Origin of the sequence: Rhizobium etli CFN 42 (assembly GCF_000092045.1) — a bacterium.
In the GTDB taxonomy this organism is placed as follows: Bacteria; Pseudomonadota; Alphaproteobacteria; order Rhizobiales; family Rhizobiaceae; genus Rhizobium; species Rhizobium etli.
The window spans coordinates 152,492-178,462 of record NC_007766.1; the positions used below are offsets into that span (position 1 = coordinate 152,492).

26 protein-coding genes and 2 pseudogenes are annotated in these 25,971 nt (G+C 60.1%); 13 read left to right on the top strand and 15 right to left on the bottom strand.

What is annotated here, in order from left to right; genetic code table 11:
• Window positions 1-61 precede the first annotated feature (61 nt).
• The 3 genes from RHE_RS27185 to RHE_RS27195 all read left to right on the top strand — a co-directional run bounded on the left by RHE_RS27185 (window position 62) and on the right by RHE_RS27195 (window position 2,819).
• Window positions 62-955, top strand: a complete 894-nt coding sequence (locus RHE_RS27185; RefSeq protein WP_042119981.1) for a LysR family transcriptional regulator — start codon at window positions 62-64, stop codon at window positions 953-955.
• A 778-nt stretch (window positions 956-1,733) separates the two neighbouring features.
• Window positions 1,734-1,934 carry a hypothetical protein gene (locus tag RHE_RS27190; protein WP_016736083.1) on the top strand — a complete coding sequence of 67 codons (201 nt, stop codon included), beginning with the start codon at window positions 1,734-1,736 and terminating at the stop codon, window positions 1,932-1,934.
• 123 nt (window positions 1,935-2,057) lie between these two features.
• Window positions 2,058-2,819, top strand: coding sequence for a Crp/Fnr family transcriptional regulator (locus RHE_RS27195; protein ID WP_011428454.1), 762 nt, complete (start codon window positions 2,058-2,060; stop codon window positions 2,817-2,819).
• 345 nt (window positions 2,820-3,164) lie between these two features.
• On the opposite strand, the gene RHE_RS27200 is transcribed toward RHE_RS27195, so the two are convergent.
• The gene (locus RHE_RS27200) at window positions 3,165-3,755 is read right to left on the bottom strand and encodes an SOS response-associated peptidase family protein (protein WP_042119982.1); all 591 of its coding nucleotides are present in this window, start codon (window positions 3,753-3,755) and stop codon (window positions 3,165-3,167) included.
• Between the two features lie 311 nt (window positions 3,756-4,066).
• On the opposite strand from RHE_RS27200, the gene RHE_RS27205 reads away from it, so the two are divergent.
• Window positions 4,067-4,564: an SOS response-associated peptidase family protein gene (locus RHE_RS27205; RefSeq protein WP_187331746.1), complete on the top strand. Its 498-nt coding sequence runs from the start codon at window positions 4,067-4,069 to the stop codon at window positions 4,562-4,564.
• On the opposite strand, the gene dinB is transcribed toward RHE_RS27205, so the two are convergent.
• A complete protein-coding gene (dinB, locus tag RHE_RS27210) occupies window positions 4,561-5,652 on the bottom strand; it encodes a DNA polymerase IV (protein ID WP_011428457.1) in 1,092 nt (363 codons plus the stop codon). The genes RHE_RS27205 and dinB overlap by 4 nt on opposite strands.
• Window positions 5,649-5,909 carry a hypothetical protein gene (locus RHE_RS34590; protein ID WP_073990430.1) on the bottom strand — a complete coding sequence of 87 codons (261 nt, stop codon included), beginning with the start codon at window positions 5,907-5,909 and terminating at the stop codon, window positions 5,649-5,651. Before RHE_RS34590 ends, dinB begins: the two co-directional genes overlap by 4 nt.
• Window positions 5,910-6,081: 172 nt before the next feature.
• Between RHE_RS34590 and RHE_RS27215 the strand changes: the two genes are divergently transcribed.
• The 5 genes and pseudogenes from RHE_RS27215 to RHE_RS34595 all read left to right on the top strand — a co-directional run.
• On the top strand, window positions 6,082-6,843 hold the full coding sequence (locus RHE_RS27215; protein WP_011428458.1) for an ImuA family protein: 762 nt from the start codon (window positions 6,082-6,084) through the stop codon (window positions 6,841-6,843).
• Entirely contained in the window at window positions 6,764-8,278 is a 1,515-nt protein-coding gene (locus RHE_RS27220; RefSeq protein WP_073990431.1) for a Y-family DNA polymerase, read from the top strand. The genes RHE_RS27215 and RHE_RS27220 overlap by 80 nt, the downstream gene beginning before the upstream one ends.
• Window positions 8,278-11,541: an error-prone DNA polymerase gene (locus RHE_RS27225; RefSeq protein WP_011428460.1), complete on the top strand. Its 3,264-nt coding sequence runs from the start codon at window positions 8,278-8,280 to the stop codon at window positions 11,539-11,541. Before RHE_RS27220 ends, RHE_RS27225 begins: the two co-directional genes overlap by 1 nt.
• Window positions 11,542-11,569: 28 nt before the next feature.
• Window positions 11,570-11,800, top strand: coding sequence for a hypothetical protein (locus RHE_RS27230; RefSeq protein WP_042120049.1), 231 nt, complete (start codon window positions 11,570-11,572; stop codon window positions 11,798-11,800).
• A gap of 149 nt (window positions 11,801-11,949) precedes the next feature.
• A pseudogene (locus RHE_RS34595) lies at window positions 11,950-12,387 on the top strand (transposase); the annotation flags it as partial.
• Here RHE_RS34595 and RHE_RS27235 read toward each other — a convergent pair.
• Window positions 12,381-12,479 (bottom strand): annotated as a pseudogene (locus RHE_RS27235) (transposase); the annotation flags it as partial. The pseudogenes RHE_RS34595 and RHE_RS27235 overlap by 7 nt on opposite strands.
• Before the next feature lie 94 nt (window positions 12,480-12,573).
• Window positions 12,574-12,942, bottom strand: a complete 369-nt coding sequence (locus RHE_RS27240) for a winged helix-turn-helix transcriptional regulator (RefSeq protein WP_011428463.1) — start codon at window positions 12,940-12,942, stop codon at window positions 12,574-12,576.
• Between the two features lie 97 nt (window positions 12,943-13,039).
• Between RHE_RS27240 and RHE_RS27245 the strand changes: the two genes are divergently transcribed.
• From RHE_RS27245 to RHE_RS27255, 3 genes are all read left to right on the top strand, one after another.
• A complete protein-coding gene (locus RHE_RS27245; RefSeq protein ID WP_011428464.1) occupies window positions 13,040-14,065 on the top strand; it encodes a zinc-binding alcohol dehydrogenase family protein in 1,026 nt (341 codons plus the stop codon).
• 66 nt (window positions 14,066-14,131) lie between these two features.
• The gene (locus tag RHE_RS27250) at window positions 14,132-14,578 is read left to right on the top strand and encodes a GlcG/HbpS family heme-binding protein (protein ID WP_011428465.1); all 447 of its coding nucleotides are present in this window, start codon (window positions 14,132-14,134) and stop codon (window positions 14,576-14,578) included.
• A gap of 765 nt (window positions 14,579-15,343) precedes the next feature.
• Complete coding sequence (locus RHE_RS27255; RefSeq protein ID WP_042119985.1) at window positions 15,344-16,006, top strand: ZinT family metal-binding protein; 663 nt, start codon at window positions 15,344-15,346, stop codon at window positions 16,004-16,006.
• Between the two features lie 183 nt (window positions 16,007-16,189).
• Here the strand turns inward: RHE_RS27255 and RHE_RS27260 are convergent, their stop codons facing one another.
• The 9 genes from RHE_RS27260 to RHE_RS27300 form a co-directional block, all read right to left on the bottom strand.
• Window positions 16,190-16,945, bottom strand: coding sequence for an amino acid ABC transporter ATP-binding protein (locus tag RHE_RS27260; RefSeq protein WP_011428467.1), 756 nt, complete (start codon window positions 16,943-16,945; stop codon window positions 16,190-16,192).
• Complete coding sequence (locus RHE_RS27265) at window positions 16,923-17,582, bottom strand: amino acid ABC transporter permease (protein ID WP_011428468.1); 660 nt, start codon at window positions 17,580-17,582, stop codon at window positions 16,923-16,925. The genes RHE_RS27260 and RHE_RS27265 overlap by 23 nt, the downstream gene beginning before the upstream one ends.
• Entirely contained in the window at window positions 17,579-18,250 is a 672-nt protein-coding gene (locus tag RHE_RS27270; protein WP_011428469.1) for an amino acid ABC transporter permease, read from the bottom strand. Before RHE_RS27270 ends, RHE_RS27265 begins: the two co-directional genes overlap by 4 nt.
• Before the next feature lie 76 nt (window positions 18,251-18,326).
• A complete protein-coding gene (locus RHE_RS27275) occupies window positions 18,327-19,112 on the bottom strand; it encodes a transporter substrate-binding domain-containing protein (protein ID WP_011428470.1) in 786 nt (261 codons plus the stop codon).
• A 4-nt stretch (window positions 19,113-19,116) separates the two neighbouring features.
• Window positions 19,117-19,866 (bottom strand): GntR family transcriptional regulator, encoded by a 750-nt coding sequence (locus tag RHE_RS27280; protein WP_011428471.1) that lies wholly within the window; start codon window positions 19,864-19,866, stop codon window positions 19,117-19,119.
• Between the two features lie 405 nt (window positions 19,867-20,271).
• On the bottom strand, window positions 20,272-21,042 hold the full coding sequence (locus RHE_RS27285; protein WP_011428472.1) for an amino acid ABC transporter ATP-binding protein: 771 nt from the start codon (window positions 21,040-21,042) through the stop codon (window positions 20,272-20,274).
• A gap of 11 nt (window positions 21,043-21,053) precedes the next feature.
• Window positions 21,054-21,713 (bottom strand): amino acid ABC transporter permease, encoded by a 660-nt coding sequence (locus RHE_RS27290; RefSeq protein WP_011428473.1) that lies wholly within the window; start codon window positions 21,711-21,713, stop codon window positions 21,054-21,056.
• Window positions 21,714-21,718: 5 nt separating this feature from the next.
• On the bottom strand, window positions 21,719-22,381 hold the full coding sequence (locus RHE_RS27295; RefSeq protein WP_011428474.1) for an amino acid ABC transporter permease: 663 nt from the start codon (window positions 22,379-22,381) through the stop codon (window positions 21,719-21,721).
• Window positions 22,382-22,545: 164 nt separating this feature from the next.
• On the bottom strand, window positions 22,546-23,385 hold the full coding sequence (locus RHE_RS27300; RefSeq protein ID WP_011428475.1) for a transporter substrate-binding domain-containing protein: 840 nt from the start codon (window positions 23,383-23,385) through the stop codon (window positions 22,546-22,548).
• Between RHE_RS27300 and RHE_RS33900 the strand changes: the two genes are divergently transcribed.
• Window positions 23,384-23,560, top strand: a complete 177-nt coding sequence (locus RHE_RS33900; RefSeq protein ID WP_020919746.1) for a hypothetical protein — start codon at window positions 23,384-23,386, stop codon at window positions 23,558-23,560. The two genes, RHE_RS27300 and RHE_RS33900, sit on opposite strands and share 2 nt — an antisense overlap.
• Window positions 23,561-23,741: 181 nt before the next feature.
• Here RHE_RS33900 and RHE_RS27305 read toward each other — a convergent pair whose 3' ends face one another.
• Window positions 23,742-25,925 carry a DUF1217 domain-containing protein gene (locus RHE_RS27305; protein ID WP_011428476.1) on the bottom strand — a complete coding sequence of 728 codons (2,184 nt, stop codon included), beginning with the start codon at window positions 25,923-25,925 and terminating at the stop codon, window positions 23,742-23,744.
• Window positions 25,926-25,971: the final 46 nt, after the last annotated feature.

Genomic DNA, 25,971 nt, shown 5'->3' on the forward strand with positions numbered 1-25,971 from the left:
CGACCCAGAAGAACAATCCGACAACATTTGACAACATAATTCGGCTATGGTGAATAAAGACATGGATCGGCTTGACCGCATGCAGCTCTTTATCCGGATCGTCGAGCGGCGTAGCTTCGCCGCCGCGGCGTCCGACCTTGGGCTTGCACGTTCCACGGCCACTGAAGCGATCAAGCAGTTGGAAGACGATCTCGGCGTTCGCCTTCTCGAGCGAACCACCCGCCATGTCGCGCCGACACTGGACGGCGCTGCCTTCTACAGGCGATGTGTTGCGATCCTGGCGGAGGTGGACGAGGCGGAAAACGTCTTCCGTGACATGCAACCGCGCGGCCTGCTGCGCGTCGACGCCCATCCCTTGCTGACACGCACATTCCTGTTGCCGCGGCTCAATGAATTCCTCGATCGTTATCCTCTGCTGGACCTGCAGATCGGGCAGGGCGACCGGCTGGTCGATCTCGTCAGGGAGGGTATCGACTGCGTCATCCGCGCCGGAGAGATTGCTGATAGCGGCCTGATCATGCGTCGCCTCGGGATGATTGCTGAAATCACCTGTGCCAGCCCAGCCTATATAGCGAGGCACGGAGTGCCACGCTCACCCGACGCGATGGAGGGGCATCGCGCCGTTGGCTTCATATCGTCCCGCACCGGGCAGGTCATGCCGCTCGAGTTCACGGTCGGTAGCACTGTACGCTCGGTAACCTTGCCGTGCCGGCTAACGGTCAACAACTCCGACACAATGTCCGATCTCGCCCGCCTCGGCTTCGGCCTCATTCAAGCGCCGCGTTACCGCCTCCAGCGGGACCTAGACGAAGGGACGCTGGTCGAGGTTCTTGCCGACTTTCTTCCACCGCCGACACCGCTTACCGCGCTCTACCCGCAGAACCGCCAGCTTTCACCGCGGGTGCGCGTCTTTCTCGACTGGATCGTCGAATTGTTCTCCGAAGCTGATTTCTGACGTTCAGCTACCTCCGCGCAGCTGCCAAGCGGCTCGCAACTAGCTCTTGCCGAGGCCTCAAGCATTCTCGTGAACAGCGCCTCCACTCCGCGCGAACATCCGCTGATCTGATTACGGACTCTCCCGCGGCGATTTCCAGATCCTGCTTTGTCGAGCGGCGCTAGGGCTTTGCTCACAGCTTGAACCCTACGCGGCGCAATAATTGGTGTGACTGATGAAAAGCCGGATGGCCGCCCGACAAACAGGAGACACGTGCTGGGTAGCAAATAATCGCCGGGCGGCACTAATATCATAGGGCCAGTTACTTCGGTTTCTAGTTGACTTCTCCTATTGTACGAAAACGTACAACACGTTACTTTACATCCAGAAACATAACTCGAAATGAGTGCAGTACTACTTATTGCTCCATAATAGAACATCGCGCAAAATAGTTGTAAGCGCCTCGGTGCGCAATGCTTACAAAATAACCCCCTCACCCTAACCCCGCCGGTGCGGGGTTTTTTCGTCCGGCATCGTACGGGAACCATAAACTGACAATCAGGTTAGCTCACTGGATCGCGGGAGAAAGCAATTATCTTTTTGTTCGCAAAGGCTTCCTCTTAGTGATCCATCGACCCCGGATGTTGGGTCGTGCGGAGGTAAGTTTCCCGGTCTGCTCCCAAAGCGACGCTCCGCGCGGCCCGACGCCTTTTGTGTAGGCCAAACACAAGTCGTGATATCCTGTCGTGTTGAAGCATCGCGCTCGCGCCCTACGGTTATCATCGGGAGCAACGGCGTTATGATCCTGTCTACTGTATTCCAAACTCAAAGCGTGCTGAACGATGACGAGGTTGCTCTTTGCCAAAGGGTCTTTGACCACGTCAGCTCGGCGCGGCAGATCGTGACCACGGCCGATCGGGAAGAACTGGCAATGCGAGTAATCCAGTCGTTCCAGCATGGAGTGAAAGACGAGGATTCTTTAGTTCGGCTCCTGATCTGATCGACCCTCGCGTCTTATAGCCCGTTGTGTTTGGACGGTTCCACGCTTAAATTAGTTAATGGTAATGAAGATCCATCGCTTGGTATCATGAGAGCTTGTATCCCGTCGCAACGGAGAGGCTCGATGTTACAAAAAGTCCCGCCGATGTTCCGCAATGAATTGCTGAACTCGTTTTCAGACGAAATGCGATGGCTGGAGGCCGATCTTCAACCGGTCAAGCTCGACGTCGGAGATATCCTTGTTGAGCCTGATGCTCCCATTCAGCATGTCCACTTCATCGAGCGCGGGATCGTCGCCGCGGTTACGACAACACAAGGCGGCCGAAGCCTCGAAGTCTTCAGTGTGGGCCGGGAAGGCATGACCGGTGTCTCTGTTCTCCTGGGGGCCGACAGAACGTCATGGCGGAGCTTTGTTCAAGAAGCAGGTTCTGCCATCCGCATTCCTACATGGGCTATTCGGGAGGCGGCGGAGCGTAGCCCTTCACTGCGCGAGAGGCTTCTCCGATACGCTCACTCGGTGATGGTGCAATTGGCGGAGACAGCACTTGCCTTGGGCCACTACTCTTTAAACCAACGTTTGGCCCGCCTCATCCTGATGAGCCATGACCGTGCCGGAAGCGACGAACTTCTTATGACGCACGAGTTCGTGGCTATGATGCTTGGAGTCCGGCGCGCTGGAGTTTCCACGGCGTTGGCCTTTCTTGAAGGCGAAGGCATGATCAGGTCGACGCGCGGCAAAGTCAGCATCCGTAATCGTAGCAAACTCGTCGCCATGGCAGGTGGGAGCTACAACCGCTTCGGGACCGCCTCGACCAACTTCTATGAGGCTGCGCGCACAGTGCCGACAAAAAACGCTTTTCAGGCGGGAACAAATCAGCAGCACTAATAGTAATTTGGTCAGCCGCGCGGAGCTTGAATGGCAGCCAACTCTTCATGATGCCTCCGCCCGGCTCGTCGCAAGTCCCCAACTTGAGCCCCCCTCCGCGGGGCTCTCCTTTTTTGGTTGCGTCTTCTTTCCTGGTGGCTTTGTCATGCTGGCAGTGCATCAGAGTGGATCTGAAGAGTCGACTCCTTCAGTTGAGTGATCGCAAGGGATTACTCACGCGATGCCGGTGCGACGAGACTCAAATCGATGGTGCTAGGACTTGGTCTCTCTAGGGACGTTGTGAAAACGGCAAGCAAACCGTTTTGCTGCGAGACGGACCGAGGCAATATTGCTGCCGCGCCGGGATTACCCGACCTGTTCTACAGCGAGGGTGCCCGCGGAAAGCGGCCTGATCAGCGACTTCGCAGAAACCGATGGATCGAGCCAGTCGGCCCAGGAGCCGCGTTCCAGGATAACAATCTGCCGATCGTGGTAGGGCGCGATGTCTGGACCCGGTTCCATCGTCAGCATGGTGAAGGCCTGACCGACGTCCGGCGTGTCGCGCCAGATGCCGGCAATGCAGAAGATCGGCTCGTCCTTTTTGGTGAACAGCCACTTGTCCTTGCGCTTCTTTTTCGGGTCCTTCGGATCGGTGAACTCATAAAAGCCATCGGAAATGATCAGACAGCGATTGGAGGTGAACTCCCGTCCTTCCGAGCGGAAATTATAGACCGGCCGCTTGTTCGGTCCCGGCCAGCTCCAGCGCCGCTGCACGAGCTCTCCCTCGTCACGGGTTCCGTCGATCGGTCTGACTATCGGGCCTATATCGGTAATCTTGATGTCCTCGCGCGCTTCGAGGTTCGGCGCGCCTTCGCCGAAGCGGATCTTGATCTTGATGTCGGCGAAATCCTCGACAACCGAGGAGACATCCACCATCAGCCGATAGTCATTGCACATCGCTCTTCCCTTCGAGGGGGGTCCCATTACCGCACCACCCAGGCGCTGCAGGTGCAATATATGCCCGGATTGAATGTGTTCCAGCAGGACGAGGAGTTCCTCGGCTTGCCTTGTTGGCAGGCGGAGCGCGACCGGCCTTTTGATAAGTAAAGTTTGCCGCGCGACGATGGCGGCGCCATCTAGAACGTGTCGCATGACCATCTGAAGTTCGGTCTCACCGGCGCGCATGCACGGAGTTTAGCAGTTCAGCGAACCGAACAGGATTATCCATCAGCCTTGTCTAATGTGCTCGTTCCTGATATGTTCCATCCATAATGAACGCGACCGCTTTCCAGTCCGATGCCCCGCTCGACGAGCGCCGTGTCATCATCAGGCGCCATGACGGCGATGTGGAGATGGTGGAGCTGCCATGGGGGCTGCGACCCCGCGACGGCGGCCCGCGCGCCGTTAACGTCGTCCGATCGGAAGGGCGGACATTCCCGAGCTACCGCTGCCTGGTGCCGGCTTCGGAGTTTCGCCACAAGAGCTTCAGCTTTTCACTCGCCAACGGCGACTGGTTCTATTTCGCGGGAATCTGGCGCCCGGCGACTGAGGATTGGCCGGAGGCCTATGCCATCCTGACCATCGAGGCGAATGCCGACATCGCGCCTATTCACGATCGGCAGATGGCGGTGCTGACACGCGACCAGCGCATAGACTGGCTCAATGGAGTTGTCCCCGAAGAGGAAATCCTGCGGCCGCTGCCGGCGGGCACCTTCCGGGTCAAGCGCCGCGCCTGCGAGCCTGCCCAGCCGATGCTCGCGATCTAAAGCGCCAACCGCAGTTGCGGTTCCGTTCCGGCGGCGCGCCTTTCGAGCGACGACAGCGAGACGCCAAGCAGGCGAATGCCCTTTCGGGGCGGAAAGATCGGCGCCAGCAGCAGGCCCACGATCTCCTCCAGATCGGCGATCGCGGCCAGAGGAATGGGAACGGTCTTGCTGCGGGTGATCTGGTTGAAATCGGCATATTTGACCTTGAGCATCACCGTCTTGGCGCCGATCCCATTGGCCTCGCAATAACCCCACACCTTTTCGATCAGCGGCTGAAGCGCCTCGCGGGCCGGCTCGTAAGCGTGGAGGTCCTGCGAGAAGGTATCTTCGGCGCCGACGGATTTGCGCACCCGGTTCGGCTTGACCTGGCGCTCATCGATGCCGCGGGCAATGCCGTAAAAATAGGGACCGGACTTCCCGAAATGCTCGACCAGGAATTCGAGCGTCTTTCCCTTGAGGTCGGCGCCGGTATCGATTCCAAGCCGGTGCATCTTTTCCGCCGTCGCCGGGCCGACGCCATGGAATTTCTTGACGGGAAGGGCCTCGACGAAAGCCGGCCCATTGCGCGGCGTAATGACCGCTTGGCCGTTGGGCTTGTTGAGATCGCTCGCCATCTTGGCGAGGAACTTGTTGTAGGAGATGCCGGCCGAGGCGTTGAGGCCGGTGATCGCTTTGATCCTAGCGCGGATCTCCAGCGCAATTTCGGTGGCGATTTCCATGCCTTTGAGATTGTGCGTGACATCGAGATAGGCCTCATCGAGTGACAACGGCTCGATCATTGGCGTGTATTCGGCGAAGATTTCGCGGATCTGCTGCGACACCGCCTTGTAGATATCGAAGCGCGGTGGCACGAAGATGAGGTCGGGGCACTTCCGTTTCGCGGTGACCGACGGCATCGCAGAGTGCACGCCGAATTTGCGCGCCTCATAGCTCGCCGCCGCCACCACGCCGCGGGCGGCTGATCCACCGACGGCAATCGGCTTGCCGCGTAATTCCGGATTATCGCGCTGCTCAACCGACGCGTAATAGGCATCCATATCTATATGGATGATCTTGCGCGGCCGCTCGAGACCTTCATCATTTGTCATGACTGGCTTCCATCAGGACCATCTGTGTCCCCCAGACATGGGAAGCGCGCGCCGCATTTGTCCGGCGTTTGCATGCGCTCGCAGCCCATGGCCATCCGCCGGCGGAGTACCGCGAAGCTCACATCGGCGCCAAACGCTTTCACCAACAACTTGCGCTCGATCGCGCCATGGCGGTCACATCGCCGACAGCTGAATTCGATAACCGGCTCACGATAATCCTTCAGTCTCACATCACTCGACAGGTCTGGTCGGGCCATGTGAAAAAATTCCCAATTTAGCCATCGAATTGAATCCGTTTATGGAATCCGTCAGGTCCACGCCCCGCTCAACTTGAACGCGTCCGGCGCGCATTGACTCGTTTTTGCTTTGAGAACAAATAAAGAACATATCGCATTTTCGCAAGTCAAGACGGGTTGCCGTAAGGAGATCATGACCACATCAGTCGCCACTTCGAATGCCGTTCTCGACGAGTTGCGCGAGAAAATCGCCAGCCTGGAAGGAGCGGGCTCGCGCCGTCGCAGTGTGCTTCCGTTTGGGGTTGGCGAGATCGATGCGCAGCTGCCCGGAGGTGGCCTGGCCTTTGGTGCCCTGCACGAAGTCGCCGGCGGCGGGAACGATGCGATCGACGGCGCGGCCGCGGCGCTCTTCATCGGCGGCATCGCGGCCCGGACCACCGGCAAGGTGGTCTGGTGCCTCACCCGCTTCGATCTGTTCTTTCCAGCACTTGCCCAGGTGGGACTTCACCCCGATCGCGTCATCTTCGTCGAATGCGACAAGGAAGAGACGGTGCTCGCAAGCTTCGAAGAGGCGTTGCGGTATGGCGGCCTCGGCGCCGTCGTCGCCGAACTGGTGCGCCTGCCGATGACGGCTTCGCGCCGGCTGCAGCTTGCGGCGGAAAAGTCGGGCACGTTAGGCCTGGTGATCCGCCGATGGCGGCGCCAGACGGAAGCCTCCGATTTCGGCATGCCGACGGCAGCTGTAACCCGTTGGCGGATCTCGGTGCTGCCGTCCGAGCCGCTCCCCGTGCCGGGCGTCGGCCGCGCGCGCTGGCTGGCAGAACTGATGCGGGTCAGGGCAGGCGAGGGAGGAGAATTCATTATCGGAGCATGTGATGGCAAGGGTCGTATCTGTCTTTCTTCCGACACTGCCGACCGACCGGATCAGGCGCGCCGATCCTTCGCTATCTCCTGACACGCCGCTGGTGGTGATCGCCAGGAGCGGGTCGAAGCGATGGGTGGCGGCGGCCGACGGGGCAGCGCACAAACGGGGCTTGCGCGTCGGCATGCCGGCTGCCAAGGCGCAGGCGCTGGTCCAGGGATTGACGATGATCGATGCCGATCCGATGGCTGACAGCGCGACACTTGAACGGCTGACGCTCTGGGCCTTGTCGCAATATTCACCCGTTGTCGCCATGGATCCCCCTGATGGCATCGTCATGGATACCGAAGGCGCCGATCACCTGCAGGGCGGCGAGGACCTGATGCTCTCCGGTCTCGTCAACCGCTTCCGTGCCCGGGGTCTCGCGGCGCGCGCGGCGATCGCCGACACCTGGGGTGCCGCGCATGCGCTCGCCCGGTCTAAGGATCGCGAGACGGTCATCATCCCCCGCGGCGACACCGCCAAAGCGGTCAATCGTTTGCCGCTATCCTCGCTGCGGTTGCCGGCCGAGATCGTCGGGAGCCTCAGAACCCTCGGCTTCGCCACCGTTGGCGATCTGGCAGTGACGCCGCGGGCGCCACTGACGCTGCGTTTCGGGCCCGAGGTCGGGCGCCACCTCGACCAGATGTTCGGCCGGCTCGCCGAGCCCATCGATCCCATCCGGCCGGCGGATATCGTCGAGGTCCAAAGATCCTTTGCCGAACCGATCGGCGCACCGGAGACGATCGAGAAATATGTGAGCCGCCTGGTGCGGCAGCTCTGTCTGGAGCTCGAGAAGCGCGGACTTGGCGTGCGGCGCGCCGATCTGATCGTCCACCGCGTCGACAACACAATCCAATCGCTTCGGGCCGGCACGGCCAAGCCCGTCCGAGATATCGCTTGGCTGACAAAACTCTTCCGCGACCGGATCGAGAAGATCGAGCCCGGCTTCGGCATCGAGAAGCTGAGCCTCGCCGCCATCATCGCCGAGCCGCTCGTCGAGATGCAGTCAACGTCTTCCCTGATCGAAGAACAGGTGACCGATGTGACGCCGCTCATCGACGTGCTCGGCAACCGCGGCGGCCAGCGGATTTTCCGTGTCGCGCCTGTCGCAAGCGACGTGCCCGAGCGCAGTATCCAGCGGATCGCACCGACGGCCGACGAGAGCGGCGCCACCTGGCCGCTCCATTGGCAGCGGCCATCCAGGCTTCTGGGACACCCGGAAGCGATCGAGGTGATTGCCCTGCTGCCGGACCATCCGCCGGTCTCGTTCACCTGGCGCGGCAAGCGGCGCCGGGTAAAGCGCGCCGACGGCCCTGAGCGGATATTCGGGGAATGGTGGCAGCGCAGCTCCGAATGGATCGCGGTGCGCGACTATTTCGTTGTCGAGGATGACGCCGGCGAGCGCTTCTGGATTTTCCGCTCCGGCGATGGCGTTGACGCCGACACCGGATCACACAAATGGTTCCTGCATGGGGTGTTTGCCTAATGCGCTACGCCGAACTGCAGGTCACCACGCATTTTTCGTTCCTCCGCGGCGCAAGCTCGGCCGAGGAACTCTTTGCGACGGCGAAGCTCATGGGCATCGCGGCGCTCGGCATCGCCGACCGCAACAGCCTGGCCGGCATTGTTCGGGCGCTCGAAGCCTCGCGCGCCACCGGCCTGCGGCTCGTCGTAGGTTGCCGGCTCGATCTCCAGGGCGGGATGTCGATCATCGTCTACCCCACCGACCGCACCGCCTATTCGCGGCTGACGCGGCTTTTGACCTTGGGCAAGGGCCGCGGCGGCAAAGCCAACTGCATTCTGCATCTCAAGGATGTAGCGCACTATTCCGAAGGCCTGATCGGCATCCTGGTCCCGGATATGCCGGACGATGGCTGCGCCGTGCAGCTGAGGAAGATGGCCGAGATTTTCGGCGACCGCGCCTATGTCTCGCTCTGTCTACGCCGGCGGCCGAACGATCAGCTGCGGCTGCACAAGCTGTCCAACCTGGCGGCGCAGCATCGGGTGAAGACGGTCGTCACCAATGACGTGCTGTTTCATGAACCCGGCCGGCGGCAGCTGCAGGATGTCGTCACCTGCATTCGCACCGGCACGACTATCGACGATGTCGGCTTCGAGCGCGAGCGGCATGCGGACCGCTACCTGAAGCCACCGGAAGAGATGGCGCGTCTGTTTCCCCGCTACCCGGAAGCGCTGTCACGGACGGCCGAAATCGTCGAGCGTTGCAGGTTCAGTCTGGAAGAGCTCGTCTACCAGTATCCCGAGGAGGCTTTGATCCCGGGCATGACGGCGCAGCAGTCGCTGGAGCACTACACCTGGGAAGGCGTGAAGACGCGCTATCCGGAAGGCCTGCCGGCGCATGTCGAAAAGACGATCCGGCACGAGCTGTCCCTGATCGAGACGATGAAATATGCCCCCTATTTTTTGACGGTCTTCTCGATCGTCCGCTATGCCCGTTCGCAGGGAATTCTCTGTCAGGGCAGGGGGTCGGCGGCGAATTCCGCCGTCTGCTATGTGCTCGGCATCACCTCGATCGACCCGGAGACAAACGACCTCCTCTTCGAACGCTTCGTCAGCCAGGAACGCGACGAGCCGCCCGACATCGACGTCGATTTCGAGCATGAGCGGCGGGAGGAGGTCATTCAGTGGATTTACAAGACCTACGGCCATGACAAGGCGGCTCTATGCTCGACGGTAACACGCTATCGGGCCAAGGGCGCTATTCGTGACGTCGGCAAGGCGCTGGGCTTGCCCGAGGACCTGATCAAGGCGCTTTCCTCCGGCATCTGGTCCTGGTCGGAAACGGTCGGCGAGAACCAAGTGCGTGCTCTCGGCCTCAATCCGGAGGATCGCCGTCTCGCCCTGACCCTCCGGCTCGCCCAGCAGCTGATGGGTGCGCCGCGGCATCTTGGCCAGCATCCGGGTGGATTTGTCCTCACCCATGACAGGCTGGATCATCTCGTGCCGATCGAGCCGGCCGCGATGGCCGACCGCCAGGTGATCGAATGGGACAAGGATGACGTCGAGGCGCTCAAGATGATGAAAGTCGATGTGCTGGCGCTTGGCATGCTGACCTGCATGGCCAAGGCCTTCGCTCTCATCGGCGAGCACAAGCATCAAGATCTCGAGCTCGCCACCATCCCGCAGGAGGATCCGGCGACCTATGCAATGATCCGCAGGGCTGACACGCTTGGCACCTTCCAGATCGAGAGCCGGGCGCAGATGTCGATGCTCCCGCGGATGAAACCGAAAACCTTTTATGACCTCGTGATCCAGGTGGCGATCGTCCGTCCCGGCCCCATCCAGGGTGACATGGTCCATCCATATCTGCGCCGCCGCGAAGGCAAGGAGAAGGTCGAGTATCCGACCCCCGAACTGGAGGCAGTCCTGCACAAGACGCTCGGCGTGCCGCTGTTCCAGGAGTCGGCGATGAAGGTGGCGATGGTCTGCGCGGGGTTCACCGGCGGCGAAGCCGACCAGCTGCGGAAATCCATGGCGACCTTCAAGTTCACCGGCGGCGTCTCGCGATTCCAGGACAAGCTTGTGAGCGGGATGATTCGAAACGGTTACACAATGGAATTCGCTGAAAAGACATTTTCGCAGCTGGAAGGTTTTGGCTCCTATGGCTTTCCCGAAAGCCATGCGGCCTCTTTTGCGCTGATTGCCTATGCCAGCAACTACATCAAATGTCATTTCCCGGATGTGTTTTGCGCCGCACTGCTGAACTCGCAGCCAATGGGATTTTATGCGCCCGCCCAAATCGTCATCGATGCGAGGAAACACGGCGTCGAGGTGCGACCAGTCTGCATCAACCGGTCGCGTTGGGACTCCACGCTCGAGGAGGTCGAAGGCACGGAGCGGCATTCCGTACGGCTCGGCATGCGTCTGGTGCGCGGATTGGCGACCGCCGACGCCGCCCGCATTGTCGCCGCCCGCGCCGACGAGCCCTTCGCATCGGTGGACGATATGTGGCGCCGGTCTGGTGTGCCCGTGGCCTCCCTTGTCGAGCTTGCCGAGGCAGACGCGTTCCTGCCGTCATTGCGCCTCGAACGACGCGATGCGCTCTGGGCGATCAGGGCGCTGCGCGACGAGCCGCTGCCTCTGTTCACGGCCGCAGCCGAACGCGAGGCAAGGGCGATTGCCGAGCAGCAGGAGCCGGACGTCGAGCTCAGGCAGATGACGGACGGTCATAACGTCGTCGAGGATTACAGTCACGTCGGGCTGACGCTCCGGGAGCACCCTTTGAGGTTCCTACGGGCCGATCTTACCCAGCGCCGGATCGTCACCTGTGCCGAGGCGATGGCGGCACGCGACGGAAAGTGGCTTATGGTGGCCGGGCTGGTGCTGGTGCGCCAGCGCCCGGGTTCGGCCAAGGGCGTGATGTTCATCACCATCGAGGACGAGACCGGCATTGCCAATGTCGTCGTCTGGCCAAAACTGTTCGAGCGGTCGCGCCGGGTGGTGCTCGGCGCCAGCATGATGGCGATCAACGGCAGGATCCAGCGGGAAGGTGAGGTGGTTCACCTGGTCGCCCAGCAACTGTTCGATCTTTCGGCAGATCTGTCAGGGCTTGCCGGGCGCGACGGAGCATTCCATCCGCCTACGGGACGCGGCGATGAATTCGCCCATGGCTCTCCCGGCAGCCCGGATTCACGCGAAAAAGCGCCTCCGGGGGTTCGGGCGAGGGATATGTTCACGCCGGATCTTCACATCGATACGCTGAAGATCAAGAGCCGGAATTTTCAGTAGATTCTCGTTGATCGCTTGGATCATTGGGATGTACGCCCACAGTGAGATCCTGCGCATGGTCATTCGTGACATGTCTCACGCAGGAGGCGAAGCGAGCTTCAAGACGCATATCAAACGCATCGAAGAAGCAGCGGTGGATAGCATCTATACGGAGCTGAGGCTGCGCGGGACGGATGAATGGACGGAAGTGCTTGTCAAGGAAAGGGCGAGCAACTTTGTAACCACGTTGCTGACGTCATTTACCTACGATCGCGCGTGAGTGATCATCTCGAGTATCTAGGCGCGACGGTGTCACAGCGTTACGAAATTGATCTACGCCTTCTGAACCGGTAGCGACAAAAGGCGCCCGGTTGATCTTACCATCGAACTCCTGACAGTATCCTATCCGACCCCAGGCTGCCGGACTAGATGAATGGATGGAAGTCCTGGTCAAGGAACCGGGCGAGCAATTTTGTGACTACCTGCTTGCGCCAGATCACGGAGCGAGGCTATCGGGTTGCGGAGGTTTCGCAGCGCCTCGGCATCAGCCGGCATTCGCTCTACGAATGGAAAAAGAAGTTTGCTGCGTCGAACGCCAGGGCAACGACGAGGCCGAGGAGATCAGGTGGCTGAAGAAGGAACTGGCTCGCGTCACCGAGGAGCGAGACGTCCCAAAAAAGCGGCCGCGTATTTCGCCAGGGATGCAAAGTGAAGTACGCGTTCATTGCCTTTCATCGCTTGTTTCGTGACGATGTGTCGGCTTCTGCGGTTCATCCGAGCGGATTTTATGCCTGGCTGAAGAACCCGTTGAGCAGACGAGCCAGCGAGGACAAGCGACAGACCGATCTGCTCCTGAAGGCGTCCAGCTCGCTAGCTGCCTGCGCAACACTGACGCCGCACTCTCGCACCAACTTCGCCGCTTCGAGCTTGTATTCGCGGCTGAACTTCCTTCGTTGCATCCATGTGCTCCAGGTGCTCCAGTTTCATTGGAAACACCAGCAAACATGGCGAGGCGATCATGGATCCGTCAGCGGAGATTTCCATCTCCGGGACTTAAGCGGCCAATGCCGAGGCCGGAGCCTTGCCGAAGCGGCTGATGTTCAAGTCGCCCCACTCCTTGAGCGCGCTGAGCACGGGCGCCATGCTGAGCCCAAGCTCCGAGAGGCTGTACTCCACCTTGGGCGGCACTTCGGCGTAAACCTTGCGCACGATGAGCCCGTCCATCTCAAGCTCGCGCAACTGGTTTGTCAGCGTCCGCTGGGTGACTGCGGGCACGCGGCGTCTGATCTCATTGAAGCGGATAGTCCCTTCCAGCAGGTGGAAGAGGATCACACATTTCCATTTGCCATCGATGAGGCTGATCGCCGCTTCAACCGAACAGCCAGGCGCGCAGTCGAAGCGGGAGTGGCGGGGCTTGGCCATAATGGTATCCTTTCTGATACTATAGGCAATTTTTGTGCGTATCGCGCAGAATTACAATACGAACTAACTGTGTCTCCGGCAACCAGGAGATACTTTTATGAAAGCCGTTGGATACAACAAACCCGCCCCGATTACCGATGATGCATCACTCCTCGACATCGAACTGCCGAAGCCCGCGCCTGCCGGACATGACATCCTGGTCGAGGTGAAGGCGGTGTCGGTGAACCCGGTCGATTACAAGGTCCGCCGTAGCACCCCCCCGGATGGCACAGACTGGAAGGTGATCGGCTATGATGCCGCCGGGATCGTCAGCGCCGTCGGCCCGGACGTCACGCTCTTCCGACCCGGCGATGAAGTCTTCTACGCGGGCTCGATCATTCGGCCAGGCACCAACGCCGAATTCCACCTCGTGGATGAGCGCATCGTCGGCCGCAAGCCGAAAACGCTGGACTGGGCCGAAGCTGCCGCCTTGCCGCTGACGTCGATCACGGCCTGGGAAGCCTTCTTCGACCGGCTCGACGTGAATAAGCCGGTGCCTGGCGCGGCGCCAGCGATTCTGATCGTCGGCGGAGCCGGCGGCGTCGGGTCGATCGCAGTCCAGATTGCCCGACAACGCACCGACCTTACCGTGATCGCCACGGCATCGCGTCCCGAGACGCAGGAGTGGGTTAAATCGCTGGGTGCGCATCATGTCATCGACCATTCCAAGCCGCTGGCGGCAGAAGTCGCCGCGCTGGGACTGGGAGCGCCTGCCTTCGTGTTCTCGACGACGCACACCGACAAGCATGCGGCCGAAATCGCAGACCTCATCGCCCCGCAGGGGCGGTTCTGCCTAATCGATGATCCCTCTGCTTTCGACATAATGCTGTTCAAGCGCAAGGCAGTGTCGATCCATCATGAACTGATGTTCACCCGCCCGATGTTCGGCACGCCGGACATGTCGGAGCAGGGCCGCCTTCTGAACGACGTCTCGCGCCTGGTCGACGAGGGCAGGTTGCGCACGACGCTTACCAACCGGCTTTCGCCGATCAACGCCGCCAATCTAAAACAGGCTCACGCCCTAGTGGAGAGCGGCACCGCAAGAGGCAAGGTAGTGATCGAGGGTTTCGGGCTGCAACGCTGATCCACGCTCCACGTCTTTTCGAACAAATCCAAGAAAGTCGAACGACCCCTCATCAAGGAGGCTCGCATGAGCACTGCACCCGAATTCACGAAATCGATTTCGACGGCCTCGATCAACCGCCAGGCCGCGGCCGCCCTCATCGAGGCTGCTTTGGCCGCGGCCCGCGACATCGGCATCGAGGCGGCCGTGGCGGTCACCGATGCGACCGGCAATCTGCGCGCTTTCGAGCGAACGGACGGCGCGCCATTTCTGACGGTGGACGTCGCTATCGACAAGGCTTGGACCGCCTCGTCCTTCGGCTTCGCAACCCACGTCTGGAACGACTACGTGACCGGCGATCCGAAGGTTGCACCGCTTGCGCACCGGCCGCGCATGGTGGCCGTCGGGGGCGGCTATCCGATCCTCGAGGATGGAAGGCTGATCGGCGGTATCGGGATTTCCGGAGGCAACTACCAGCAGGACCAGGATGCCGCTGTCGCCGCATTGCGCCAGCTGGGTTTTGAAGTGGCCTAGGACCCTCGCAACCACCAGCTCCGGCCACCTTGCGCCAAGGTGGGTTGCCGGAAATCTGCGGCGGACCGCAAGGGTTCGCAATCACTCTCATCCGCAACCACCGCTTCCGGCGACTCGCGCCTGAAAGCGAGGACCATCAGGAACTTGAGATGACACTCTCTGCCCTCGCACTCGGTTTGGCCGGCTGGCTGCAGCCTCGGCGACGTAGGACCAACCGCCGCCGTTCGGGAGTCCTCGCGCAGTAGCGGCCGTCGTTGGGAAAGATACCAACGCCCCCTGTGCGTGGCTCGATCTCACCATCAGACGCTCGATAGATTTGTGCTGTGAAGCTTGGTCCAGTGCTGCCTGAGAGAGGTCAGGAACTAAGTTCCATAATAGAACTTATGCGATAGGTTAGTGTAGCCGCAAAGTTAGAATGTCCTGTTTCTGCAAAGTTGGAATGTCACACTCCCCGCGTTTGCTGACGTGGGAGATTGCGGATGGGATTGATTGCGATGAGCGAGCGTGATCTGCAGCGGATCGACGAGGAAAAGACGGCTCCTGCCTGTGATCCCGTCACTGGACCGTCCAATCACGTGCTCGCCGACCGCGCCTAACGACGGGCGCCTCCTGAATTGACTTGGTGTCGTGCATGGTGACCCAAGCGATGCGTCTCAGCGGTTTTCGCCTTGCGCTTGCCGTCAAACCGCGCTAGTTCGCACTGGTAATGTTATTACATTACGGACTAGAACCAGCCGTGACGGCCAATCGAAAGGGTTTCGGTGAATGAACAAGGCGATGACAACACTCAGCTACGCACTGGCAGTTTCCGCGACATTGACGTTTGCAGGAATGGCAGGCGCTGGGACATCCTCGGGAAACAACCACAACCACAGCCATACCCACGATGAAAAGGGGTCGGTGTATGATGGGTGTTTCGATGACGATCTGGTAAAGGCGCGCGAACTGTCGGATTGGGAAGGCGACTGGCAGTCGGTCTACCCCTATCTTGTCGACGGAACCTTGGATCCGGTGATGGGCGACAAGGCGAAACGTGGCGACAAGAACGCCGGGGAATATCGTGCCTACTACGAGACGGGATACAAGACCGACGTCGACCGGATCGTCATCAGCGGAAAGACGGTTACGTTTTCCCGCGGCAAGGACTCAGTGACCGGAGACTACGAGACGGATGGGCACGAAATCCTCACCTACAAGAAAGGCAATCGAGGGGTTCGTTTCATCTTCAGGAAAAGCGCCGGCGATGACGCGGCACCTCAGTTCATACAGTTCAGCGACCACATCGTCGCCCCCGAGAAGGCCGACCACTACCATCTATATTGGGGCAATGACCGCGCTGCGCTCCTGAATGAGGTCACCAACTGGCCGACCTACTACCCCTCAAGCCTGAGTGGTAAGCAGATCGCCGAGGAGATGCTGAGCCACTGAGTTGACCTTTTCGGGCTAGCTTGAAGCACTCTGCCGGAGCAGGTTTTCGTCAGGGCAAAGGCGATTGGCGAAGGCATATCCATTGGTACGTCCGAGCCGATCGCCTTTGATCCTGGCTAGAGAAATGCCCGGCATCGAGGCAGCACCGCTTCGCTGTGGCGAGCGATAGGTGCGTCCGGCATTCTAAAGTCTTGCAGATTTGCCGGGCATATCTGCGTTGACACCGAGAAACTGCCTGAGCTCGGCAGTCTGCGGATTGGCGAAGACATCCTCCGGCCGGCCTGCTTCATGGACACGGCCCTGATGCATGAAAACGACGCGACTGCAGACGTCGCGGGCGAACTTCATCTCGTGCGTGACCATCAGCAGCGTCATTCCCTCGGCGGCAAGTTCGCGCACGACCGCCAGAACTTCGGCCACCAGTTCCGGATCGAGCGCCGAGGTGATCTCGTCGCAGAGAAGGGCTGCCGGCTGCATGGCGAGCGCGCGGGCGATGGCGACGCGCTGCTGTTGCCCGCCCGAGAGCTCATCCGGAAAGGCACCGAACCTGTGACCCAGCCCCACACGCTCCAGCATCTTGCGGGCGGTGGCCTCGGCTTCCGCCTTGGGTGTCTTTTTGACCACCGTCTGCGACAGCATGACATTGCCGCCGGCAGTCAGATGCGGGAAGAGATTGAATTGCTGAAAGATCATGCCGACCTTCAGACGCAGCGCCTTCAGATGGACTTCGTCATCGATGAGTTGCGCCCCCGCCACGGAGATGGAACCGCTGGTGAGGGTCTCAAGACCATTGATGCAGCGAAGCAGGGTCGATTTGCCCGAACCGCTCTTGCCGATAATGGCAATGACCTCGCCAGGCTCGACATTCAGGTTGATGCCTTTCAGTACTTCGTTGGATCCGTAGCTCTTGCGGACGTCAGTGATTTCGATGAGCGACATTGAGTTTTCTCTCCAGGATCTGGCTGCTTTTCGACAAGGGCCAGCAAAGGGCGAAATAGATGAGCGCCACGAGCCCATAGACGGTGAAGGGCTGGAAGGTGGCGTTGGTGACCACGGTGCCGGCCTTCGACAATTCGACGAAGCCGATGATCGAGGTCAGCGCCGTGCCCTTGATGATCTGAACGGAGAAACCGACGGTCGGCGGTATGGCAATCCTCAGCGCCTGCGGAAGGATGACGTAACGCATCTGCTGCAGACGCCCCATGCCGAGGCTGGCGGAAGCTTCCCATTGCCCCTTCGCAACCGCTTCGACGCAGCCTCGCCAGATCTCGGTGAGAAAGGCGGCGCTCCACAGGATCAGCGCCAATCCCGCGGCAAGCCAAGCCGGCACGTCTATTCCGAAAAGGCCGAGACCGAAAAAGGCGATGAAGAGCTGCATCAGCAGCGGCGTGCCCTGGAAGAGCTCGATGTAATATTTTGCAAGTACCCTGGGGGGCTTGCGCCTGCTGATGCGCAGGAATAGCAGACACAAGCCAACCATGCCGCCACCGACGAACGAGACCAGCGAAAGAAGGACAGTCCAGCGGGTGGCGAGCAGCAGGTTGCGTAGGATGTCCCAAAGCGTGAACGTGATCATCGCACTGCCCTCCTGGGGAAGATGAACCAGCCGATCAGGCCCAGCACCTGCCGCAGCAGGATCGCCAGCGCGAGATAGATTGATGTCGAGACGATATAGGCCTCGAAGGCGCGGAAGGTTCGCGATTGTATGAAATTCGCGGCGAAGGTCAGATCCTCGGCGGCGATCTGCGATACGACCGCTGAGCCGAGCATGACGATGACCACTTGCGACGACAGCGCCGGCCAGATGCGCTGTAACGACGGCACGAGAACGACATGGCGGAAAGTCTCGAAGCGCGTCATGGCGAGGCTCTCGCCTGCCTCGAACTGGCCTTTCGGCGTTGCCTGGATGCCGGCACGGATGATCTCGCAGCTATAGGCGCCGAGGTTGACGACCATGGCAAGGTTGGCGGCTGTCAATTCGGAAAGGTGGAGGCCGAGCGACGGCAGACCGAAAAAGATGAAGAAAAGCTGGATCAGGAACGGGGTGTTGCGGATCAGTTCGACGTAGGCCGCAACGATCGGCTTCAGCCAGGCCGGGCCGAGTGCCCGCACCCAGGCGCAGAAGATGCCGAGCGAAATGCCGAGCACACCGCCAATCGCGATAAGCTCCAGGGTAATCAGCACACCCTTGATGATCTCGGGATAATATTGAAGCAGCCAACTGAATTCGAAATGGTAGCTCAAGGAATGTCCCCTCTTGCGGTGACGGAGCGCATGTCATCCCGCGGCCGCAGGAGACATGCGCGAGACCCCGGTTTCCTTACAGATCGGACGGCAGATCGGCACCGAGCCACTTCTGCGATATGGCGTTCAGCGTGCCATCGGCTTTGGCGGCGGCGACAATGCCGTTCACCTTCTCCAGAAGCGCGGACTGTTCCTTGTTGAGGCCGATATAGCAGGGCGAGTTCTTGATCAGGAACTTGAGCTCCGGGCGCTTGGGAGGATTTTTGGCGAGGATCGCAGCCGCCACGACGTTGCCGGTGGCAATGATGTCGACCTGGCCGGACAGGAAGGCGGAGATGGTGCCATTATTGTCCTCGTAACGCTTTATCGTGGCATCGGCCGGCGCGATCTTCGTCAGCTCGAGATCCTCCACGGCGCCGCGCGTGACTCCGATGCTCTTGCCCGCGAGATCTTCCGCCTTGGCGACCGAAAGATCGGCCGGCCCGAACACGCCGTTGAAGAAGGGCGCGTAGGCGACCGAGAAATCGATCACCTTCTCGCGCTCCGGATTCTTGCCGAGGCTCGATATCACGAGATCGACCTTGTTCGTCTGCAGATAGGGGACGCGGTTGGCGCTCGTGACCGGCACCAGCTCGGCTTTGACGCCGAGCTTTTCGGCAATGAGGTTGGCCATGTCGATATCGTAGCCCATGGGCGCCATATCGGTGCCGACACTGCCGAAGGGCGGGAAATCCTGCGGGACTGCGACACGCAGCGTACCGCGCGCCGTAATATCGGCGAGAGCATCGGCGTGAGACGGCGCGTTGAAGCCGAAGGTCGCGGCCAGGGTCGCGATTGCGAAGAAGATCCGTCTTGTCAGCATGTGTTTATTGCTCCTTTGAAGTTGTGGTTCTGGGGTCTGATTGCCGGGAGATGGCGGACGCGGCCTTTAGCGGAAGCGACAGGGAATTGCGCAGATCCGAAAGCGGATCCGGGCGCGCCGTGAGGTCGAGGCCCATTTCCACTTCATCAAGATGTTCGACGGAGAGCTCTGCGGCTCTGACGAAATCCCCTGACTGCATGGCCTCAAAAATACGGCAGTGCCCCTCGTGGGACTGCGCCGCATGAAATTCGGATTGGTAGAGCATCGAAATGAGAATCGTCCTCGCGGTCAGGTCGCGCAGGATGTCGACGATGATCGTGTTCCCGCTCAATTCCGCGATACGGATATGGAAATCGCCCATCAAATAGGTCAAGCGCTGGCGGTCGCCCGCCGCCATTGCATTCCTCTCCTCATTCAGATGGATGTCGAGAGCTTTGCGCCCCTCCTCCGTCAGTACGCCCATACTGCGCAGCAATCCGGCCTCGACGACACGCCTCGCCTCATAAACGGCGATCGCATCCTCAGCGGAGGGCTCGACGACGAACCAGCCGCGCCGGGGGCTGACATGCACGATGCCGCGTGTCTCCAGACGCATCATGGCTTCACGGACACGGGTTCGGGACACGCCGAAAAGCACTGCCAGCTGATTTTCGCCAAGACGGGTGCCCGGCCGGATCTTGGCAGAAAGGATCCCGGAGACGATCGCTGCCTCAATGGATTTCTGCGTGGTCTCGGATGTGTGGCTATCTTGCATACAAGACGGGAAGCAAAGCGCGTGCCAAAACCCCGCGCTCCAGGTTTTCCAACCGTCACGAATTTTTGGCGCATAATCTGCCTGCCGGAGGTGCAGACTGGACGTAATTTGGGCGAGCGCCCGCCCCTCCCCCGGCCATCGCCGCCGCTCAAAGACCCGATCTCCGCGATCCGGATGGCAGCACTTTGGTCGACCGGCTGGCGCGCGTCGTAGCCCAGCTCTACGGCCAAGCCGGCCGTCTATCAGCCGGCCCGTTTCAGCCAACCCGAAGGGCCGGGCATGTTTCCGCCAGAATCAGAGGCGATCGGCTCGGACGTACCTTGTGGGGGTATGCCCATCGCCAATCGCCTCTGCCCTGACGAAAACCTGCTCCGGCAGAATGCTTCAAGCTAACCCGGAAAAGCTCTAATTGAAGCTCGAGGTCTTGAGAAATTCCGCCAACCGTTCGGTCTTCGGGCGCACAAACATTTCCTTCGGATCGCCCTCCTCGCAGATGACGCCCTGGTTCATGAAGATCACGCGGGACGAAACCTCGTAGGCGAAACGCATCTCATGAGTGACGAGCAGCATGGTCATGCCGTCGGCGGCAAGCCCCTTGATCACCTGCAGGACTTCGCCCACCAGTTCCGGGTCGAGCGCTGAGGTCACCTCGTCAAACAGCATCAGCCGCGGCGACATGGCGATAGCGCGGGCAATTGCGACGCGCTGCTGCTGGCCGCCGGAGAGCTGACCGGGATAATGGTTGGCGCGGGCGGCAAGGCCGACGCGGTCGAGCCATTTTTCGGCAATGATGCGGGCTTCCGGCTTCGTCATCTTCTTCACCTTGACGAGGCCGAGCATGACGTTTTCGGCCGCACTCATATGCGGGAAGAGATTGAACTGCTGAAAAGCCATGCCGGTCAGGGCGCGCTGGCGCGCAATCTCCTTCTCGCTCTTGCGCCGCCGCGTCGCGCCGTCGACGTGATAGCCGATCTCCTCGCCGTCGAGGCTGATCGTGCCGCCCTGGAATTCCTCAAGCATGTTGACGCAGCGCAGCAAGGTGGTCTTGCCGGAGCCGGAGGAGCCGATGATGGAGATGACCTCGCCTTCCTGAACGGCGCAATCGACCCCCTTGAGAACTTCGTGGATACCGTAAGTCTTGCGCAGACCCTTGATGTCGAGAATGGTCTTGGCCATCGGAAGGCTCCTCAGGACGGCAGTGCGGTCTTGCGCTCGACATATTTGCCGAAGTGCTCGATGCCGTAGTTGACGATGAAATAGAGACCGCCGGCCAGAAAATAGAACTGGAGGCTCATGAAATTGCGGGAAATGATCTCCTGCGTGCGCAGGAGAAGCTCCGCGACACCGATGACGGAGAGCAGCGTCGAGGCCTTCACCATCTCGGCCGCCGTATTCACCCATGCCGGCAGACATTGGCGCATGGCCTGCGGCCACAGCACCGAAGTAAAGGTCTGGGCAAAGGTCAGGCCGATCGCCTTGGCGGCTTCGGTCTGGCCCTTCGGGATCGCCTGAAGCGCTCCGCGCACGATTTCGCCGACATGCGACGAGCAGAAGACGGCAAGCGCGAGCACGCCAGCGGAGAACGGTCCGAGATCGAGACCGACCGCGGCGGAGACGTAATAGCTTGCCAGCACCAGCACGAGCACCGGCGTGCCGCGGATGATATCGGTATAGGCCCGCACGATCAGGCGCAAAACGATGCCGCCATAGACGAGCGCCAGACCGACGAAAACGCCGAGGACGGAGCCAGCGAGAATGGCCAGCAGGGAGATCGACACCGTCATCGCAATGCCGTTCATGATGACGTAGCGGGCGATCCAGAGCTGTTCCAGAAAAGTGTGAGACATCGGGTCTATCTCGGCAGGGCCAGACGGCGCTCGACGAGGCGCATCAAAGCGGCGATGAGGAAACAGGTCGCGACATAGAGGGCTGATGTAACCATCCATGTTTCGATGACGCGGAAGCTCTCGACATTGATCTTGCGGGCGGCAAAGGTCAGCTCGGGCACGGCGATGGCGGCGGCGAGCGAGGTGTCCTTGAAGAGCGAGATGATCGTCGAGGAGAGTGATGGCAGCACGTTGCGCAGCATCAGCGGTGCGATGATCGAGCTGCGGATCTGCATTGCCGTCAGGCCGATGGCGAGGCCGGCTTCCGTCAATCCTCTCGGAATCGACAGCAGTCCGGCGCGGAACACCTCGGCGAGATAGGCGCCGGAATAGAGCGAAAGAACCAGCACGAAGCTTTTCATTTTGTCGAGGCGCAAGCCCATCTGCGGCAGCGCGAAAAAGGCGAAAAGCACCAGGACGAGAATCGGCAGGTTGCGAATGACAGTGACATAGACGCGCGCCGGCACGAGCGCGAAGCGGCTCGTCGACGTCAGCGCGAAAGCCACGACAAGACCGATCGCGGCCCCGATCAGGATCGAGATCACGGCAAGACCGAGGCTGAGGGCAAGTCCGCTTAAGAGAAAGTCGAAATTGCGCCAGACGGCTGCGAAATTCAGTGTGTAACCCATACGGGTCCTTTCAGACCGGAGCATGTCGCCGAGTCTGCGAGCGGCCCGGAAGACGTCATGGTCCAACCATTCGAGTCAGAAGTGGACTTAGATCTTAGCCCGACCTGGACCAAGATCATCCTAATCCAGCGGAGCGGGAAGCAAGCTCCCGCCCCGCATCGCGGTCACTTGTATTCGACTGGGAAGCCGATCTGCGGCGGCGCCAGATCCTTGCCGAACCAGGTCTTGAAGGATTTGGCATAGAAGTCGAACTCGACACCGGTCATCGCTTCGTGAAGAGCGGTATTGACGAAGTTCAGCCAGTCCTGATCACCGCGCTTGACGGCGCAGGCATAGGTCTGTGGATTCCAGCCGTAGCCGGCATCCTTGTAGCGGCCCGGGTTCTGCGTCATGTACCAGGCGAGCGACGACTGATCCGTGGCAGCGGCATCGGCACGCCCCGACTCCAGCGCCTGATAGATCAGGTCGACGGATTCGTACTGGTCGACGGTCGCCTCCGGCAATGCCGCGTGCACCATAGATTCGGCATAGACGTTCTGGAGAACCGAGATGGTGACCGAGGAGCCGGCAGCCTTCAGGGCGGCATAATCGGCATATTTTCCGTCCCCCTTGAGCATCAGGCCGACACCCTCGCGATAATATGGAATAGTAAAGGCCACCTGCTGGGCGCGTTCGCCCGTAACCGTCATGAACTGGCAGGTGATGTCGACCTTGTCAGTGGTGATGTTCGGGATGCGAGCGTCCGAGGACTGGTTGACATATTCGATCTTATCGGGGTCGCCGAACAGGGCCTTGGCGACGATGTGGCCCATGTCGACATCGAAGCCCTGAAGCTTGTCGTCAGCGCTCTTGAAGTGCCAGGGCGCATTGGTGCTGCCCGTGCCGAGCACGAGATGGCCGCGGGCCAGCACTTCGTCGAGCTTGCTGCCGTCAGCCAGTGCAGGCGTGGACATGAGCGCGGCGGCGGCCAGCGACATCGCGCAGGTGCGAAAGGAAATGGTCATGGCGTTCCCCTATGGATGGTTCCTTTATTCCAATATAATGGACGCATGTCTGTTTTACTGGAATAACGCATCAAGTGCCATTGGCGGTGAATTGTCAATGGGGCATGCCAAAAAAATGCGCAGCGGTGTGCATGACAGTTTTTTCGGCAGCGCAGCATTTTGCGGTTTTCGGTAACCCTCGCCAGCGGCGCCCTACATCGGGCGGCAGGGTATATGGAAGCGGAAGCCTTTCAGGCCCCGCAACAGGTGCCATCGCCGCCAGTTCGACGTGCAGCGCGAATATTCACTGACCTCTTGATGGGTTTAGGCACGCGGTCTCTTTCGAAGAGGCGTTACCCGCCGGAGCAGTGACTTTCTCAGCCGCTTTTCAATTGCGCCATCGCAAGCAGCGTATCGGCGCTGATCGTCGCCGAGCCGGTCAGGATGGAAAGCGCTGTCGACGTGCCGCCGGTACCGTTGGCCATATCGTACATGGCGGTAAAGCGCTTGATCAGGTCGTCGACCTTGTCCGGATCGGCGAGGTCCTTGATGTCGATGAAATTCTCGATCATCTCGGCCTGCTTGTCGACGTCCATATTCGAGACATAGCTGGACAGGTTGAAGCTCGTCGTGAAAAATTCGAACAGTGCGCTGTCGCCCAAAATGTCATAGGCACTCGAGATCTCCGGCGCCTCGCGTTCGAAATAGAGTGCAAGGCGCACGCCAGTGTTGCTGTCGCCCTGATCATCCTCGAGCGTCAGCCTGACATAGGCGTCGACCGTCTCCAGGACGTCGCCGCGCTGCTGCACCGTCCCGGTAGGATCAGCCGAGATATTGCCGTCCCGGTCAAAGTTAAACGAGCCGACCAGTTCGGCGAAGCGGCTGTCTTCGAGCTTGTTGACGTAGCTGTCTTCGTCGTCGAGATCGGAGGAAAATATCTTCTCAAGGTCGTCCGACGTGACGTCCTCCGGATCCAAGCCCTTCGCCTCAAGCGCAAAGGCAACCAGCCGGTCGTCAGCGAGAAACTCGCTGGCAGAGGTGATCGTCGCCATCTGATCGCGGAAATACTCGATCTCCTCGTCCGCGGCGTCGGTCGCCTCGGTCAGCTCGTCGCCTTCGAGATAGCGGATCTTGTTCTGCTTGTAATAAGCGGCATAGTCGTCGACGACGGATTCCGACATAGCCTGTAGGGGAACGGTCACATCGCCATCGCTGTCGAAGTTGAAAGCATTGCGGAATGCTTCGAACCGATCGTCCTTCAGACTGTTGACATAGCTCTTCGGATCGCCGGGATCACTTTCGAGGATCTTGCGGACTTCGCTTTTCGAGACCTCGCCGGAGTCTATGCCAAATGCCCGCAGCGCCATTTCCCACAATTCAGGGAGATCGTCGTTGTCGTCATCGTCATCATCGGCGTTTGACACCAGGAAATCATCGATCGAGGTGATGCTGGCAATGCGTGTCGTATAGTTGTCAACCGCATCTTCCGTTTCAGTGTTGGCGATCAGCACCTGGTAGTTTTCATCGAATGCCGCCGTCGTCGCGGCCGTCTGTTCCGACGTCTGGGCCGTCTCGCCGTCTGCAAGCGCGCCGTCCTCATCGAAATTGAAGGCGTCGTGCAGGTCGGACAAGCCGATGGCGTCGGCGATATCGGCGCTTTTCAAAGCCGCGGAGATGAAATTGTCAGTTTCGGTATCGGAAAGACCGTAGGCCGTTCTGAGATAGGACACCAGCTTGTCGTCGCTCATTAATTGATCGACGGAGGTGATGTTTCCGATCTGTGCAGCGAAATAAGTATCATAAGCCTCCCCGGTCTCCGTGGAAGCGAGCGTCGACGAAGCCACGGCATAAGCGCTTGTCACCAGCGATAGCTGGTCTTCCGACATGACGTCGCCGTCGGTCGAGCCGTCCTCGCTGACATTGAAAGCCTTTGCCAGGCTGACATAAACATCGTCGTCGAGCTGGTTGACGAAACTCTCGGAGTCGTCGAGATCGCTCGTCAGAACATCCTTCAGAAAGCTGGTCGAGGTGTATTCGGTGCTGAGGCCGAAAGCCGTCAGCACATAGTTCTTCAGCCGCGAGCTCGACAGCAAATCGTCGACTGATGTGATCGACGAGATATTCTCCTCGAAATAATCGGTCTCATCCTCGATGTTCTCGGCTTCGGTATCGAAGGAGTCTTCGTAAGCGTCGAGCAGGCTGTCCCGCTGCTCATCCGATTGCGCCGTCTTCGTCTCGCCGGCGAATTTGAAGGCGGCGGCGAACTCGGCATAGCGGCCGTCGCTCAAGCTGTTCGCGAAGCTCGATGAATCGCTGAGGTCGCTTTCCAGCACCTTCTTCATGAAGGCCTTGGCATAGGTCATGTCTTCGAGGCCGTAGGCCTTCATGGCGTAGGAATAGAGCTTGTAATCGCCCATGAATTCGTCGACGGTGGTGACCTTGTCGATGTTTTCCTTGTAATAGGCGCTGTCGCGGGCAACCGTTGCCTGCGAAGCCACGCTGGAGAGACTGGCGTTGAGATTTCGCGCGACCGCGAGATAGCTTACATACGTAGAAACCAACGTCCGTCCTCTTTATAGGCGCGTCAGCGCGCGCGAAAGCCTGCCG

Coding starts and splice junctions, on each gene's coding strand:
- RHE_RS27185 (WP_042119981.1), top strand. CDS start 62: ATGGATCGGCTTGACCGCATGCAGCTCTTTATCCGGATCGTCGAGCGG.
- RHE_RS27190 (WP_016736083.1), top strand. CDS start 1,734: ATGATCCTGTCTACTGTATTCCAAACTCAAAGCGTGCTGAACGATGAC.
- RHE_RS27195 (WP_011428454.1), top strand. CDS start 2,058: ATGTTACAAAAAGTCCCGCCGATGTTCCGCAATGAATTGCTGAACTCG.
- RHE_RS27200 (WP_042119982.1), bottom strand. CDS start 3,755: ATGTGCAATGACTATCGGCTGATGGTGGATGTCTCCTCGGTTGTCGAG.
- dinB (WP_011428457.1), bottom strand. CDS start 5,652: ATGACAAATGATGAAGGTCTCGAGCGGCCGCGCAAGATCATCCATATA.
- RHE_RS34590 (WP_073990430.1), bottom strand. CDS start 5,909: ATGGCCCGACCAGACCTGTCGAGTGATGTGAGACTGAAGGATTATCGT.
- RHE_RS27215 (WP_011428458.1), top strand. CDS start 6,082: ATGACCACATCAGTCGCCACTTCGAATGCCGTTCTCGACGAGTTGCGC.
- RHE_RS27220 (WP_073990431.1), top strand. CDS start 6,764: ATGGCAAGGGTCGTATCTGTCTTTCTTCCGACACTGCCGACCGACCGG.
- RHE_RS27225 (WP_011428460.1), top strand. CDS start 8,278: ATGCGCTACGCCGAACTGCAGGTCACCACGCATTTTTCGTTCCTCCGC.
- RHE_RS27230 (WP_042120049.1), top strand. CDS start 11,570: ATGTACGCCCACAGTGAGATCCTGCGCATGGTCATTCGTGACATGTCT.
- RHE_RS27240 (WP_011428463.1), bottom strand. CDS start 12,942: ATGGCCAAGCCCCGCCACTCCCGCTTCGACTGCGCGCCTGGCTGTTCG.
- RHE_RS27245 (WP_011428464.1), top strand. CDS start 13,040: ATGAAAGCCGTTGGATACAACAAACCCGCCCCGATTACCGATGATGCA.
- RHE_RS27250 (WP_011428465.1), top strand. CDS start 14,132: ATGAGCACTGCACCCGAATTCACGAAATCGATTTCGACGGCCTCGATC.
- RHE_RS27255 (WP_042119985.1), top strand. CDS start 15,344: ATGAACAAGGCGATGACAACACTCAGCTACGCACTGGCAGTTTCCGCG.
- RHE_RS27260 (WP_011428467.1), bottom strand. CDS start 16,945: ATGTCGCTCATCGAAATCACTGACGTCCGCAAGAGCTACGGATCCAAC.
- RHE_RS27265 (WP_011428468.1), bottom strand. CDS start 17,582: ATGATCACGTTCACGCTTTGGGACATCCTACGCAACCTGCTGCTCGCC.
- RHE_RS27275 (WP_011428470.1), bottom strand. CDS start 19,112: ATGCTGACAAGACGGATCTTCTTCGCAATCGCGACCCTGGCCGCGACC.
- RHE_RS27280 (WP_011428471.1), bottom strand. CDS start 19,866: ATGCAAGATAGCCACACATCCGAGACCACGCAGAAATCCATTGAGGCA.
- RHE_RS27285 (WP_011428472.1), bottom strand. CDS start 21,042: ATGGCCAAGACCATTCTCGACATCAAGGGTCTGCGCAAGACTTACGGT.
- RHE_RS27290 (WP_011428473.1), bottom strand. CDS start 21,713: ATGTCTCACACTTTTCTGGAACAGCTCTGGATCGCCCGCTACGTCATC.
- RHE_RS27295 (WP_011428474.1), bottom strand. CDS start 22,381: ATGGGTTACACACTGAATTTCGCAGCCGTCTGGCGCAATTTCGACTTT.
- RHE_RS33900 (WP_020919746.1), top strand. CDS start 23,384: ATGGCGTTCCCCTATGGATGGTTCCTTTATTCCAATATAATGGACGCA.
- RHE_RS27300 (WP_011428475.1), bottom strand. CDS start 23,385: ATGACCATTTCCTTTCGCACCTGCGCGATGTCGCTGGCCGCCGCCGCG.